The 14,062-nt window shown below is 71.1% G+C and carries 15 protein-coding genes; 1 reads left to right on the top strand and 14 read right to left on the bottom strand.

Annotated elements, in window-relative coordinates; translation table 11 throughout:
- Positions 1-230 precede the first annotated feature (230 nt).
- Positions 231-1,487 (top strand): exonuclease domain-containing protein, encoded by a 1,257-nt coding sequence (locus AA0005_RS05110; RefSeq protein WP_413452328.1) that lies wholly within the window; start codon positions 231-233, stop codon positions 1,485-1,487.
- Positions 1,488-1,502: 15 nt separating this feature from the next.
- Here AA0005_RS05110 and AA0005_RS05105 read toward each other — a convergent pair whose 3' ends face one another.
- The 14 genes from AA0005_RS05105 to atpB all read right to left on the bottom strand — a co-directional run bounded on the left by AA0005_RS05105 (position 1,503) and on the right by atpB (position 13,831).
- Positions 1,503-1,787 carry a hypothetical protein gene (locus AA0005_RS05105; protein WP_413452327.1) on the bottom strand — a complete coding sequence of 95 codons (285 nt, stop codon included), beginning with the start codon at positions 1,785-1,787 and terminating at the stop codon, positions 1,503-1,505.
- Positions 1,787-3,214, bottom strand: coding sequence for a GH1 family beta-glucosidase (locus AA0005_RS05100; protein ID WP_413452326.1), 1,428 nt, complete (start codon positions 3,212-3,214; stop codon positions 1,787-1,789). Before AA0005_RS05100 ends, AA0005_RS05105 begins: the two co-directional genes overlap by 1 nt.
- Positions 3,214-4,425, bottom strand: coding sequence for an N-acetylglucosamine-6-phosphate deacetylase (locus AA0005_RS05095; RefSeq protein ID WP_413452325.1), 1,212 nt, complete (start codon positions 4,423-4,425; stop codon positions 3,214-3,216). The genes AA0005_RS05100 and AA0005_RS05095 overlap by 1 nt, the downstream gene beginning before the upstream one ends.
- A 143-nt stretch (positions 4,426-4,568) precedes the next feature.
- Positions 4,569-5,501 (bottom strand): type IV toxin-antitoxin system AbiEi family antitoxin domain-containing protein, encoded by a 933-nt coding sequence (locus AA0005_RS05090; protein ID WP_413452324.1) that lies wholly within the window; start codon positions 5,499-5,501, stop codon positions 4,569-4,571.
- A 181-nt stretch (positions 5,502-5,682) separates the two neighbouring features.
- Positions 5,683-6,378, bottom strand: a complete 696-nt coding sequence (gene nucS, locus AA0005_RS05085) for an endonuclease NucS (RefSeq protein WP_413452323.1) — start codon at positions 6,376-6,378, stop codon at positions 5,683-5,685.
- A 135-nt stretch (positions 6,379-6,513) separates the two neighbouring features.
- A complete protein-coding gene (locus AA0005_RS05080; protein WP_413452322.1) occupies positions 6,514-6,930 on the bottom strand; it encodes a DUF2550 family protein in 417 nt (138 codons plus the stop codon).
- A gap of 11 nt (positions 6,931-6,941) precedes the next feature.
- Positions 6,942-7,229: a F0F1 ATP synthase subunit epsilon gene (locus AA0005_RS05075; protein ID WP_413452321.1), complete on the bottom strand. Its 288-nt coding sequence runs from the start codon at positions 7,227-7,229 to the stop codon at positions 6,942-6,944.
- A gap of 3 nt (positions 7,230-7,232) precedes the next feature.
- Positions 7,233-8,705, bottom strand: coding sequence for a F0F1 ATP synthase subunit beta (atpD, locus tag AA0005_RS05070; RefSeq protein ID WP_413452320.1), 1,473 nt, complete (start codon positions 8,703-8,705; stop codon positions 7,233-7,235).
- 44 nt (positions 8,706-8,749) lie between these two features.
- Positions 8,750-9,643: a F0F1 ATP synthase subunit gamma gene (locus tag AA0005_RS05065; protein WP_413452319.1), complete on the bottom strand. Its 894-nt coding sequence runs from the start codon at positions 9,641-9,643 to the stop codon at positions 8,750-8,752.
- 2 nt (positions 9,644-9,645) lie between these two features.
- Positions 9,646-11,280 carry a F0F1 ATP synthase subunit alpha gene (gene atpA / locus AA0005_RS05060; protein WP_413452318.1) on the bottom strand — a complete coding sequence of 545 codons (1,635 nt, stop codon included), beginning with the start codon at positions 11,278-11,280 and terminating at the stop codon, positions 9,646-9,648.
- Positions 11,281-11,338: 58 nt separating this feature from the next.
- Positions 11,339-12,154 (bottom strand): F0F1 ATP synthase subunit delta, encoded by an 816-nt coding sequence (locus tag AA0005_RS05055; RefSeq protein ID WP_413452317.1) that lies wholly within the window; start codon positions 12,152-12,154, stop codon positions 11,339-11,341.
- Positions 12,154-12,738: a F0F1 ATP synthase subunit B gene (locus tag AA0005_RS05050; RefSeq protein WP_413452316.1), complete on the bottom strand. Its 585-nt coding sequence runs from the start codon at positions 12,736-12,738 to the stop codon at positions 12,154-12,156. Before AA0005_RS05050 ends, AA0005_RS05055 begins: the two co-directional genes overlap by 1 nt.
- A complete protein-coding gene (atpE, locus tag AA0005_RS05045; protein ID WP_413452315.1) occupies positions 12,738-12,947 on the bottom strand; it encodes an ATP synthase F0 subunit C in 210 nt (69 codons plus the stop codon). The genes AA0005_RS05050 and atpE overlap by 1 nt, the downstream gene beginning before the upstream one ends.
- Before the next feature lie 86 nt (positions 12,948-13,033).
- Positions 13,034-13,831 (bottom strand): F0F1 ATP synthase subunit A, encoded by a 798-nt coding sequence (gene atpB, locus AA0005_RS05040; RefSeq protein ID WP_413452314.1) that lies wholly within the window; start codon positions 13,829-13,831, stop codon positions 13,034-13,036.
- Positions 13,832-14,062 lie beyond the last annotated feature (231 nt).

Here is a 14,062-nt window from a genome sequence, read left to right as displayed (position 1 = left end):
TCCGACGTCATCGTCACCCCTTCCCCGGCGTCTGGCCCCTGTGCCAGGTTCGGACACTATAAGCCGCGTCACACACCGGCAAGGCGACGACGACGGCGGCGGTTCGCGAGCGCCGTCGGCTCGCGGCTCTCCGGCCATGGGCGCGCACCGCCTCTCGTCCGTACGTGCCACCGACGCGACAGCTGTCCGCCATGATGGGCCTTGCCCCCTTCCCCTGCCGGAGCGAGTCAATGCCTGGTTACGCCGTCGTCGACCTCGAGACCACCGGCCTCAATCCCGCACGCCACCACCGCATCGTCGAGATCGGGATCGTGCAGGTCTCACCCGAGGGCGAGGTCGAGGACTCGTGGTGCACCCTCGTCAACCCGGAGCGTGACCTCGGGCCACAGCACATCCACGGCATCACAGCCGCTGACGTGCTGAGTGCGCCGACGTTCGCGGACATCGCGGGCGACGTGGCTGCTCGGCTACGCGGACGGGCCTTCGTCGCCCACAACGCGTCCTTCGACGCGCGTTTCCTCTCGGCGGCGTACCAGGGCCTCGGCTACGACGTTCCCATCGGTCCGGAGACGACCGTGTGCACGATGCGCTGGAGCGGCCACCTCCTCCCCCATCTCCCCAGAACCCTTGCCGGGTGCTGCTCACACCTCGGCCTGCCACTGGAGCAGCACCACTCCGCCCTCTCTGACGCGACTGCCGCCGCCGCGCTGCTGGCTCACCTCCTGATGCTCAGCCCCCCGCCGGCAGCCACGCCCTGGCAGGACGTCGTCGACCGCGCGACTGGGGCGTCGTGGCCGGCACTTCCCGCGCACGCACTCCCGCCAGTCGCCCGTGGCAGCGCCTTCTCTCGCCAGGTGCCATTCCTGTCCCGCCTCGTCGACTCGCTGCCGGCCGCCCCGCACCGCGACAACGAGAGGGAGTACCTCGCGCTGCTGGACCGCGCGCTCCTCGACAGGTTCCTGTCCGTCAGGGAGCAGGAAGCACTCGTCGTCGCCGCCCGGGACTTCGGGATCGACCAGCCCACGGCGGTCGACCTGCACCGCGAGTACCTGCTCGCTCTGGCCCGGTCCGCCTGGCGCGACAGCGTCGTCACGGAGGAGGAGATGGACGAGCTCCACGAGGTCGCCGCGCTCCTCGGTCTCGACCCCTCCGAGGTCGACGTCGCCCTCGCAGACGGACGTGAGTCGGCTGCGGAGGTCAGCGTGCCGCAGGCCGGCGAGAGCCGGCCGTCACGCTTCGAGCTCTACCCGGGCGACCTCGTCGTCTTCACCGGCCAGATGCACGAGCCACGAGAGATCTGGGAGGAGCGGGCGCGCGCGGCGGGCCTCGTGCCCCACGGTGCTGTGACGAAGAAGGTCGCGCTCGTCGTGGCGGCCGATCCCGACTCGCTGTCGGGCAAGGCGAGGAAGGCAGCGGGGTACGGCATCCCCATCGTCACCGAGGCAGCCTTCAGCGACCTGCTCCTCGACGTGACCGCGCCTGCCTGACGTCGTCGTCGCGGCTCAGCCGCGACGCCAGCACGCCGTGTGCCAGTGGCGGCGCTCGTCCAGGCCCGCACCGAGGAGCGACTCGGTGGGCCAGGCGACGACGTGCCCCGTGCCGGGCGTGATGAGCTGGTTGCAGCCGGGGCAGCGGTAGGACTTCTCGCTGCCCCGCACGGTGCGCACCGTGTAGGTCTCCCCGCCGGGACCGGTCTCGCTGCGGACGACGCCGCCGAGACGGTCCGGGTCGAGGGGGACGTGGGCGTCCCCGTAGGGTCGCTTGCGTCCTCGGCGCGCGCGGGCCATCAGCGCTCCAGCGGCGGGAGCGACGCGGCCTCCTCCACGCCGGGCAGGCGCCCGGTGCGGATGACCTCACGGAACCACAGGGCGGAGTCCTTGGGGGTGCGCTGCTGGGTCTCGAGGTCGACGTGGACGATCCCGAAGCGCTTGGCGTACCCGAAGGCCCACTCGAAGTTGTCGACGAAGGACCACGCGAGGTAGCCGCGGACGTCGACGCCGGCCTCCCGGGCCCGCAGCACCGCGGCGATGTGGTCGTGGAGGTAGGCCACCCGGGCGGTGTCGTGGACCCGGCCGTCCACGGGGACGTCGCCGTCGAAGGCGGCGCCGTTCTCGGTGACCATGAGCGGCTGGTCGGGGTAGGCGTTGTCGAGGGCGAGGAGGAGCTCCTCGAGCGCCTCGGGCCGGATGTTCCAGCCCATCGCCGTGTGCGGCGGGTCGACGGGAAGGAACTCGACGTCGTCCAGCCCCACCCAGGGCGAGGCCGCCGCGGCCCCGTGCCCGTCGGCCCGCGGGGCGGGGCCCGCGCCCCGGTGCCGGCGGACCAGCTGGGTGGAGTAGTAGTTGAGGCCGAGGACGTCGATGCGCTGGCGGGTGACGGTGAGGTCACCGGGCCGGACGAAGGACCAGTCGGTGAGGTGGGCGGTGTCCCGCAGCAGCTGGGTGGGGTAGCTGCCGTCCATGAGCGGCCCGAGGAACACGTGGTTGCCGACGGCGTCGACCTGCGCGACCGCCGCGAGGTCCGCGCCCGACTCGGGGTCCGCAGGGTGGGTGACGTGGAGGTTGAGGGAGATCGAGACCGGGGTGTCCTCCCCCAGCTCCTCGCGGATCGCCACGGTGGCCAGGCCGTGGGCGAGGTTGAGGTGGTGGGCGGCGGCGAGTGCCGCTCCCGGCTCGGTGCGCCCGGGCGCGTGCACGCCGGAGGCGTAGCCGAGGAAGGCGGTGCACCACGGCTCGTTGAGCGTGGTCCACAGCGCGACCCGGTCCCCCAGCTCGCGAGCCATGAGCCGGGCGTACTCGGCGAAGGCGTGCGCGGTGTCCCGCTCGGGCCAGCCACCGGCGTCCTCGAGCTCCTGGGGCAGGTCCCAGTGGTAGAGCGTGACGACCGGGGCGATGCCCCGGGCGCGCAGCTCGTCGAGGAGCTCGCGGTAGAAGGCCACGCCCTCCGGGTTGAGCGGTCCCCGGCCGCCGGGCTGGACCCGCGGCCAGGAGATCGACAGGCGGTAGGCCTGGACGCCGAGCGCCGACATGAGCGCGACGTCCTCGCGCCACCGGTGGTAGTGGTCGACGGCGACGTCCCCCGTGTCCCCGTTCAGCACCTTCCCGGGGGTGTGGGAGAAGGTGTCCCAGATCGACGGGCCGCGCCCACCCTCGTTGGCGGCGCCCTCGACCTGGTACGCGGCGGTGGCCACGCCCCAGCGGAAGTCCTGCCACATCACAGCTCCACCCCTCCCTTGAGGACCTGCACCGGGCGCAGGTCGGCGTCGGTGACGAGGACATCGGCCCGCCGTCCCCCCTCGAGTGCGCCCACGCCGTCGTCCCCGAGGACGGTGGCCGGCGTGGTCGCGGCGGCGTAGACGGCGTCGACCAGGTCGACGCCGCCGGCGACGGTCGTGCGGACGACGTCGACGAGGTGCGCGGTGCCACCGGCGATGGAGGTTCCGCCGGTGAGGCGGGCGACGCCGTCGGCGACGGTGACGGCGAGCGAGCCGAGCTGATAGTCGCCGTCGGGCATGCCCGCCGCGGCCATCGCGTCGGTGACGAGGGCGACGTTCTCCCGGCCTGCGATCTCCATGAAGCTGCGCACGAGGTGCGGGTCGAGGTGCGTGCCGTCGGCGATGAGCTCGATGACGAGGCGCCCGTCCGCCGCGGCGGCGAGGAACTCGGGGATGGGGCCGGGGTCGCGGTGGTGCATCGGGTTCATGCCGTTGCACAGGTGCGTGACGGTGGGGCGCGCGGACCGGGCGGCGGGCTCCTCGGCGAGCATCCGGCCGGCCTCGAGGACGGCGGCGCGCGCCTGCGGGGCGCTGGTCACGGTGTGCCCGAAGGAGGGCAGCGCGCCCCCGGCGGCGAGTGCCCGGGTGACGCCCTGGTCCCCCGTGACACCGGGCGCCTCGGGGGCGAGCGTCATGGTCGCGACGTAGCCCTCGCCGAGCTCGAGGAGCTCTCGGGTGAGCGCGGCGTCCGGCTCCTGGATGGCGGCGGGGTTCTGCGCCCCGCAGCGGTCCGCGGAGATGAAGGGCCCCTCGTAGTGGATCCCGGCGATCTCCCCGGCCCGGGCGAGCTCGACGAGCACGCCGGTGCGCTGGCGCAGCACCTCGGGCGGGGCGGTGACGAGGGAGGCGACGAGCGAGGTCGTCCCGTGGCGCAGGTGCTCGGCGACGGCGACGCGCGCGGTTGCGGCGTCCTCGGCGTCCGGGAAGCTCGCTCCCCCGCCGCCGTGGCAGTGGAGGTCGACGAGCCCGGGCAGGACGTAGCCGTAGACCGGCGTCGCGGCGCCGACGGCGTCCCGCAGCTCCGCGGGCGCCTCGCCGGCGTCCCCTACCCAGGTGAGCCGCTCCCCCTCCCAGGCGACGACGCCGTCGTCGAGGACGGCGGAGGGCGTGACGACACGTCCGCGCAGCACGCGCGGGGAGGCTGTGCTCATCCCCCCATCATGCCAACCTGGAGCCAGGACCTCCCTCCCCCACCCGCCGACAGTACAGATACCGCCCACAGCACAGTTACCGCCGACAGCACAGTTACCGCCGACAGTGCAGTTACCGCCGACAGCACAGTTACCGCCGGGGCTCAGGCCCACACGCGGCGGCGGACCTCGAAGGACAGGCCGAGCATCTCCATCAGCGTTCCTTCGAGGATCGGACGCCTCCCGAAGATGTCACCCTTCGTCGCCGCCACCACGAGCCAGCCGAACCGTTCGCGGATCTCTGCTCGACGCGCGTCGTCGTGCGCGCGTTGTTCGGGGGTCTTGAGGTGGTGCTCCACGCCGTCGTACTCGAGGCCCACCTGCTCCTCGACGAAGCCCATGTCGATGCGGAAGATCTCGCGGCCCGTCTCGTCGCACAGGCTGATCTGGACCTGCGGCCGCGGGAAACCTGCCTCGACCACCCGCAGGCGGCTCCAGGACTCCCCCATCGACTCCGTCCTCGGCTCGCACAGGTCGATGACCTCGCGAGCACGCCGGATGAACCGGTGTCCACGGAGCGGAAGCGCCGCCTCCTCCAGCTCGGCGACAGTCACGAACCCCGCGTGTGCCATGGCATCGACGGCTCCGAGACCGAGATAGCGGGGACGGTAGCGAGCGAGGTCCAGAGCGGTGCGGACAGCTGATGTGCAGGCGACACCAGCCACTTCCACGACCCCGTCGTCGGGAAGGTCACTGATGTACGCGTTGAGGTCGGGCCGCCGTGGACGGCTGGCACCCAACGGGACCAGGCACTCGAGCAGCGGCGGGGCCTCCCAGCGACTCGGCGGCCTCACATCGACTCCCATGAGCCAGGCCGCCGACTCGCGGGCCAGCGCGGCACCCTTCGGAAGAACCAGCGCGATCGCTGCCGCCCGCACCGCGGGATCGTCGGCCAGTCGCGCGGGAAGGTAGAGACCGCGGCTGGGCCGCACGAGCTCACCCGCCTCGCAGGCCGCGCGCAGCGCCTTGTCGGGGATACCGAGGGCGGAGGCCGTGACGGAGGTGAAGGGCGTGTCGAGCGGTATCGAGGAGGCCATGACTCACCGTGGCCTCCCTGGCGTCGAGAGGTGACCGCAGCGGCGCGATCTGTGGAGCTCGCCGGAGTGGCGATCACCTGTGGAGCACCCGTACCGCGGAGCCGGCAGGCCGCGGGGACGTGACGGCGACATGTGCACTGCCGACGGCAACTGTGCTGTCGGCGGTCCTTTTAGGGGTGGGTCAGAAGAGGCGGGTGTCGGGGTCGTCGAGGCCGCGCATGGCGTTGTAGTCGAGGACGAGGCAGCGGATGCCGCGGTCCTCGGCCAGCACCCGGGCCTGCGGCTTGATCTCCTGAGCAGCGAAGACGCCCTGCACCGGGGTGAGGTGCGGGTCGCGGTTGAGGAGCTCGAGGTAGCGGGTCAGCTGCTCGACGCCGTCGATGTCGCCACGCCGCTTGATCTCGACCGCCACCGCCCGCTCCTGCGGGTCGCGGGCGAGGATGTCGACCGGGCCGATCGCCGTCGGGAACTCGCGGCGGACGAGACGGTGCCCCGGGCCGAGCAGCTCGATCTGCTGGGCGAGGAGCTGTTGGAGGTGCGCCTCCACGCCGTCCTTCACCAGGCCGGGATCCACGCCCAGGTCGTAGGACCCGTCGTGGACGACCTCGTGGATCTTGACGACGAGCCGGTCGTCGCTCTTGGTGTTCTGCACCGTCCAGACCTCCTGGACGCCCAGGGCGGCGTCCTCGGCGTCCGGCTCCCCGACCACGAGACGGCACGGCGGGCTCATCCAGTTGAGCGGCTTGTACGAGCCGCCGTCCGAGTGGACGAGCACGGACCCGTCGGCCTTGACCATGAGGAGGCGCGTGGCCAGGGCGAGGTGCGCGTCGAGCCGCCCGGTGTAGTCCACGGAGCAGCGGGCGATGACGGTGCGCACGGGATTGACCTCCGGTGGGGACGGCGGTGCGGGCGGTAACTGTGCTGTCGGCGGTAAGTGCACTCTCGGCGACAAGTGCACTCTCGGCGGTAACTGTGCTGTCGGCGGTAAGTGTGCTGTCGGCGCTGGGGCGGGTCAGGCGGCGCCGCGGTCGACGGGCGGGCTCGACTCGAGCCAGCTCGTCAGACCCGCCAGGGCGTCGCTCCCCAGGGCGAGGTAGAAGGCGTCGCTGCCGACGCGGCACTCCACCTCCACCGCACCCCAGGCGCTGCCGGGCAGCACCCGGCGGCCGGGTTCGACGACCAGCTCGCTGCGGCGCCAGCGCGCGGCCGGGCCGGGCCGCAGCGAGACGATCCGGTACCAGTCGAGGCGCTCGACCCCGTACACGGCCACCCCGTTGGACCAGTCCTGCGCGTCGGCCGCACGCCAGGCGCACGAGAAGGACCCGACGACCCTCCCCAGCGCCCGCACGCGCACGAGCAGCCACAGCCCGACCAGCAGCGCGAGCACGGCGAGCAGGACGAGCAGCCACAGCAGCCACGCCCAGCCCACAGCGGCTGCTCCTAGCGCTCGACGGCGGCTTCGGCGTGGTCCGCGCGCCGCTCGTCGTGCTCGTCGACGACGATCATGACGTCGTCGTCGTCGAACGACACGAAGCCGCCCTCGATGTCGACCGACTCCGTGCCACCCGACCGGGTGATGGTGACCTTGCCGGGCCGGAGCACGGCGAGGACCGGCTGGCGGCCGGGCAGGATGCCCAGCACGCCCTCCGAGGCGGGGACGCTGACAGCGTCGGCGTCCCCGCTCCACAGGGTCCGGTCAGGACCGACGATCTGCACCGTGAGAGCCACGGGTCAGGACTCCTTCTGGATCTTCGACCAGTTGCGCTCGAGGTCCTCGATGCCACCGATGTTGAAGAAGGCCTGCTCGGGGACCTGGTCGTACTCGCCGTCGGCGATGCGACGGAAGGCCTCGACGGTCTCGGCGACCGGCACGGTCGAGCCCTCGACACCGGTGAACTTCACCGCGGTGTAGGTGTTCTGCGAGAGGAACTGCTCGATGCGGCGGGCACGCGCGACGGTGACCTTGTCCTCCTCGGAGAGCTCGTCGACACCGAGGATCGCGATGATGTCCTGGAGCTCCTTGTTCTTCTGGAGGATGGACTTCACGCGGGTGGCGACCTCGTAGTGCTCACGGCCCACGAACTGCGGGTCGAGGATGCGGGAGGTCGAGGTCAGCGGGTCCACGGCCGGGTAGAGACCACGCGAGGCGATGTCACGCGAGAGCTCGGTCGTGGCGTCCAGGTGGGCGAAGGTCGTCGCCGGGGCCGGGTCGGTGTAGTCGTCCGCGGGCACGTAGATCGCCTGCAGCGAGGTGATCGAGTGGCCACGCGTCGAGGTGATGCGCTCCTGGAGGATGCCCATCTCGTCGGCGAGGTTCGGCTGGTAGCCCACCGCGGAAGGCATGCGGCCCAGCAGCGTGGAGACCTCGGAACCGGCCTGCGTGAAGCGGAAGATGTTGTCGATGAAGAGCAGCACCTCCTGCTGCTGGACGTCGCGGAAGTACTCCGCCATCGTCAGCGCCGAGAGGGCCACGCGCAGACGCGTGCCCGGCGGCTCGTCCATCTGGCCGAAGACCAGCGCGGTCTTGTCGAAGACGCCGGCCTCCTCCATCTCCATGATGAGGTCGTTGCCCTCACGCGTGCGCTCACCGACACCGGCGAACACGGAGACACCACCGTGGTCCTGGGCCACGCGCTGGATCATCTCCTGGATGAGGACGGTCTTGCCGACGCCCGCACCACCGAAGAGACCGATCTTGCCACCCTGGACGTACGGGGTGAGGAGGTCGATGACCTTGATGCCCGTCTCGAACATCTGGGTCTTCGACTCGAGCTGGTCGAAGCTCGGGGGCTTGCGGTGGATGGGCCACCGCTCGGTGACCTCGAGCGTCTCGCCCTCCTTGAGGTTGAGCGCCTCACCGGTCACGGAGAAGACGTGGCCCTTGGTGATGTCACCGACGGGCACGGTGATCGGGCTGCCGGTGTCGCGCACCTCCATGCCACGGACCAGACCGTCGGTCGGCTTGAGGGCGACCGCACGGATGAGGTTGTCACCGAGGTGCTGGTTGACCTCGAAGGTCATCTCCAGCGTGCCCTCGCCCTGGCCGATGGTGGACTTGTCCACCGTCGCGACGAGCGCGTTGTAGATCGCGGGGATCTCGTCGGGGGCGAACTCGACGTCGATCGTCGGTCCGGTCACCCGGGCGATCCGGCCGACACCGGGCGTGGCCTGCTCCGTGCTGGAGTCGGTCGTCGTGGCAGTCATGTCAGTTTCCTTCGATGCGGGCGGCAGTGGACTGGGTACGCACGTCAGCTCGCTGCCAGTGCGTCGGCTCCCGAGACGATCTCGGTGAGCTCCTGAGTGATCTCGGCCTGTCGAGCGGAGTTCGCCAGTCGCGTGTAGGTCGCGATGAGGTCCTCGGCGTTCTCGACGGCGGTGTGCATCGCCCGCTGCCGGCTGGCCAGCTCGGAGGCGGCCGCCTGCAGGAGGGCGTTGTAGATGCGGCTGCGCACGTACAGCGGCAGCAGCTGGTCGAGGACAGCGTCGGCGGACGGCTCGAACTCGTACAGCGGCAGCGGCTTCGCGCCGGGCTCGGACACGCCCTCGACGATCTCCAGCGGCAGCATCCGCCGCACGAAGGGCTCCTGGCTGACCATGGAGACGAACTTCGTGAAGACGATGTGCAGCTCCCCCACGCCGCCGGCGTCCGCCGGCGCGAGGAAGGCCTCGAGGAGGGTGGTGGAGATGTCCCGGGCGAGCTCGGCGTCGGGCTTGTCCGACTGGCCCTCCCAGCTCTTGACGATCCGCTGGCCACGGAAGGTGAAGTAGCCGATCCCACGTCGTCCGACGACGTAGAGGTCGATCTCCTTGCCCTCCTCCTGGAGCCGCTCGGTCAGCTGCTCCGCGGCGCGCAGCACGCTGGCCGTGTAGGAGCCGGCCATGCCGCGGTCCGCGGCGAGGACGAGCACCGCGACCCGGTTGGTGTCGCCTCGCTCACGCAGGATCGGGTGACCGACGTGCGCGTGCGAGGCGACGGCGGAGGTCGCGCGGGTGAGCGCGATCGCGTAGGGGCTGGCCTTGGTGGCCTGGTCCCGGGCGCGCCCGATCCGCGAGGCGGCGATGAGCTCCATCGCGCGGAACATCTTCTTCAGCGTCTGCGTGGAGCGGATCCGCTGCTTGTAGACGCGCTGCTGGGCCCCCACGCTCAGCCCCGCTTCTCGGCGACGATCTGCTCCTGCTCGCTCTCGACCTCGGCCTCCGCCTCCGGGGCGGCGGGCTCGGAGGCGAGGGTGGCGTCGCCGGCGCGGAAGCCCTTGCGGAACTCCTCGACGCTCGAGCGCAGCGTCTCCTCGGTCTCCTTCTCGAGCTTGCCGGTCGTGGCGAGCGTGTGGAGCACGTCCGTGTTGCGACGCAGGTGGTCGAGCATCTCGGACTCGAAGCGGCGGACCTGGCTGGTCTCGACGTCGTCGAGGTAGCCGTTGGTGCCGGCCCAGATCGAGGCGATCTGGTCCTCGACCGGGTAGGGCGAGTACTGGGGCTGCTTGAGCAGCTCCATGAGCTTCTCACCGCGGGTGAGCTGCTGACGCGTGGTCGGGTCGAGGTCCGAGGCGAACATCGCGAAGGCAGCCATCGAGCGGTACTGCGCGAGGGTGATCTTCAGCGTGCCGGAGACCTTCTTCATCGCCTTGACCTGGGCGTCACCACCGACGCGGGACACCGAGATGCCGACGTCGACGGCGGGGCGCTGGTCGGAGTTGAAGAGGTCCGACTGGAGGAAGATCTGGCCGTCGGTGATCGAGATGACGTTGGTCGGGATGTAGGCCGACACGTCGTTGGCCTTCGTCTCGATGATCGGCAGACCGGTCATCGAGCCCGCGCCCAGCTCGTCGCTGAGCTTGGCGCAGCGCTCGAGCAGCCGGGAGTGCAGGTAGAAGACGTCACCGGGGTAGGCCTCGCGGCCCGGCGGGCGGCGCAGGAGGAGGGACACGGCGCGGTAGGCCTCGGCCTGCTTGGACAGGTCGTCGAAGACGATGAGGACGTGCTTGCCCTGGTACATCCAGTGCTGGCCGATGGCCGAGCCGGTGTAGGGGGCGATGTACTTGAAGCCGGCCGGGTCGGAGGCGGGAGCGGCGACGATCGTCGTGTACTCCAGGGCGCCGGCGGCCTCGAGGCGACCGCGCACGGAGGCGATGGTCGAGCCCTTCTGGCCGATCGCGACGTAGATGCAGCGGACCTGCTTGTCCGGGTCGCCGCTGTCCCAGTTCGCCTTCTGGTTGAGGATCGTGTCGACGGCGATGGCGGTCTTGCCGGTGCCGCGGTCACCGATGATGAGCTGGCGCTGGCCGCGACCGATCGGGATCATCGAGTCGATGGCCTTCATGCCGGTCTGGAGCGGCTCGTGGACGCTCTTGCGGTGCATGACGCCGGGGGCCTGGAGCTCCAGGGCGCGCGTGGCCTCCGCCTCGATCGGGCCGAGCCCGTCGATCGGCTTGCCCGTCGGGTCGACGACGCGTCCGAGGAAGTTGTCTCCCACGGGGGTGGAGAGCACCTCGCCCGTGCGGTGCACGGCCTGGCCCTCCTCGATCCCGGTGAACTCACCCAGGACGATGACGCCGATCTCCCGCACGTCGAGGTTGAGGGCGAGGCCCAGGGTGCCGTCCTCGAAGCGCAGCAGCTCGTTGGCCATCGTGCCGGGCAGACCCTCGACACGCGCGATGCCGTCACCGGCGACGGTGACGCGACCGACCTCTTCCCCCACCGCCTCGGTCGGCTGGTAGGAGTCGACGAAGCTGTCCAGCGCCGCCCTGATCTCCTCGGGCTTGATCGTCAGCTCGGCCATTGCAGTTCCTTCTCCTTGGCGACCGTGGTCGCGGTTCGTCAGTGGTGCGGGGTCTGGGTCAGCCGGCGAACCGGCGTCGGGCGTCCTGGAGGCGGGTGAGCATGGTGCCGTCGATGACCTCGGCGCCCACCTGGATGCGCATCCCGCCCAGGACCTGCGGGTCGATGCCCACGTTGACCTGGACGGCGTGCCCGTAGGCACGCTGCAGGATGTCGGCCAGGCGAGCCTCCTGCGCCTGGGTCAGCGGTCCGGCGGCCGTCACGTTGGCGACGAGCCGGTCCCGCCGGGCGGCGGCGAGCTCACCCACGCGCCGCAGCGCGCTGCTGAGCGACCCGGCCCGGGGCGCGGTGACGAGTCGCCGCACGATGAGGCGGGTCTCGGCGCTGGCGCGCTCCCCGATGAGGGAGTCGAGCAGTCCGGCCCGGCGCTCGGGGGCGATCTCCCGGTTGGCCAGCGCGGTGCGCAGCTCCCGGTCGGAGGCGAGCAGCCGCTCGGTGCGGAAGAGCTCCTCCTCCACCTCGAGCAGGACACCGCGCGACTGCGCGGCGGCCAGCACGGAGGCGGTGGCGAGCTCCTCGACGGCGTCCCCGAGGTCCTCGTCGGCGGACCAGCGGGAGCGGACCATGCCGGCGAGCAGGTCGACCACCTCGGCGGCGACCTTCCCGTCGAACAGGGACCCCACGAGGCGGGCCTTGGCGTCGCCGGACCGTGCCGGGTCCGTCAGTGCCCGCCGCAGCGAGCCCGAGGACGCGAGGGCGTCGGCCACCTCGAAGAGCTGGGAGCCGAGCTCGCGCCCGCGCTCCCCTGCCGCGCGGAGGGCGACCTCCCACCGCTCGCTGGCCGCGCTGAGTGCGGCCTGGCTGCTCGCTCGCATCACGCCTCCGTCGTTCCTCCGACCCTCTCCCCACCGGGGACCAGGTCGGTCTGGGCGTCGAGCTCGTCGAGGAAGCGGTCGATGACACGCTGACGACGCTGCTCGTCGGCCAGGGACTCCCCGACGATGCGCTCGGCGAGGGTCGTGGCCAGCGCACCGATGTCGGTGCGCAGGGACGCGGCGGCCTGCTGACGCTCCGCCTCGATCTGACGGTGGGCGCTCTCGACGATCCGCTCGGCGTCGGCCTGGGCCTTGGCCCGCACGTCCGCCGCGATCACCTTCGCGTCCTCCTGCGCCTGCTCGCGGACCCGGGCCGCCTCGACCCGCGCCTCGGTGAGCTCACGCTCGATCTCCGAGCGCAGCTCCTCGGCCTCGGCCCGTGCGTTCTCGCCGGCCTTGAGGCCACCTTCGATCTTCTCGGTCCGCTCGTCGAGGATCCGGGTGAAGACCGGCAGGATCTTCCAGACGAAGGCAGCGGCGATGATCGCGATGCAGACGAGCGACCAGATGATGTCGTAGTCCGCCGGCAGCACGGGGTTCTGTCCCCCCTCTTCCGCCGCCCGGACCAGGGCCGTTGCGAGCATCAGAACACGAAGCCCGCGGCGAAGCCGATCAGACCGAGCGCCTCGACGAGGGCGGCACCGATGAACATGTTGATGCGGAGGGGACCGGCAACCTCGGGCTGGCGGGCCGTGGCCTCCTGGGTCTTGGCGACGAGAAGTCCCAGACCGATACCGGGGCCGATGGTCGCAAGGCCGTAACCGATGGTGGCGATGTCACCAGTGATTTCCACGGGGTGTTCCTTCCGTTGATGTCCCAGGCCCATGCCCGGCACGTGGGGGTGATGACCCGGTCCTCATGGCCGGGTCGTCGGTCAGGTCAGTGCGCTTCCTCGGAGAGCTGGATGTACACAGCCGTGAGGAGCGTGAAGATGAAGGCCTGGAGCGCCGCGATGAAGATCTCGAAGATGGTGAACGCGAAGCCGGCCGCGAGCGTGACCGAGCCGAGGACCTTGAGCGCGCCCGCCGCCTCGAAGAAGAGGAAGTGGGTCGCCCCGAAGCACAGCACGAGCAGCAGGTGGCCGACGAGCATGTTCGCGAGGAGACGGATCGTCAGCGTGATCGGCCGCAGGATGAAGGTCGAGAGGAACTCGATCGGCGTGAGGATGACGTAGAGCACCTTCGGCACGCCGGGCGGGAAGAGCGAGGACTTGAGGAAGCCGCCCGCACCCTGGGAGCGCACGCCCGCGACGATGAAGCCGATGTAGGCGATGACCGCGAAGACGAGCGGCACGCCGATCACCGAGGAGCCCGCGATGTTGAGGAACGGGATGACGCCGGTGATGTTCATGGCGAAGACGCCGAAGAAGATCACGGTGAGCAGCGCCGTGGCGCGCCGTCCGCTCTCCTTGCCGAGAACCTCCTCGGCGATGTTCACCCGGACGAAGTCGAGGGCCATCTCGATCGCGCCCTGGAAGCGGCCCGGGACGAGCCGGGCGCGGCGGGCGGCGAGCCAGAACACCGTGACGATCAGCAGCGTGGCGACGACGCGCACGAGCATGATCCGGTTGAACTCGAAGGGGGTGCCCTCGAAGAGGAAGGCGCCGGGGAAGAACTCGCCCTGCATCGTCGGGGCGTGGAAGCCCTCGCCCTCACCTGCGGCGCTCGTGACGCCCACGGCCAGGGGGAGGAGAGTCGCGGCGGCAGACAGGGCGGACCCCCAAGAGTTGGTCGGGATGTGCGGTGACGGACCGCGTTGTCGGGAACGGGGTCCAGCCTAACGTATGGACGGGAGCGTCCAGGACCCCGCACGGCCCGCTATGACGGCGGAAGAACCTTCGTCCCCGGCCCCGGCGACGCCGTCACGCGCGCACCGCCGGCGCGTGCGCCGGGTCACCGTGCAGGTCAC

The sequence above is a fragment of the Georgenia phoenicis genome (genome assembly GCF_047302425.1).
In the GTDB taxonomy this organism is placed as follows: Bacteria; Actinomycetota; Actinomycetes; order Actinomycetales; family Actinomycetaceae; genus Oceanitalea.
This window is presented reverse-complemented; position numbering and strand designations above follow the sequence as displayed.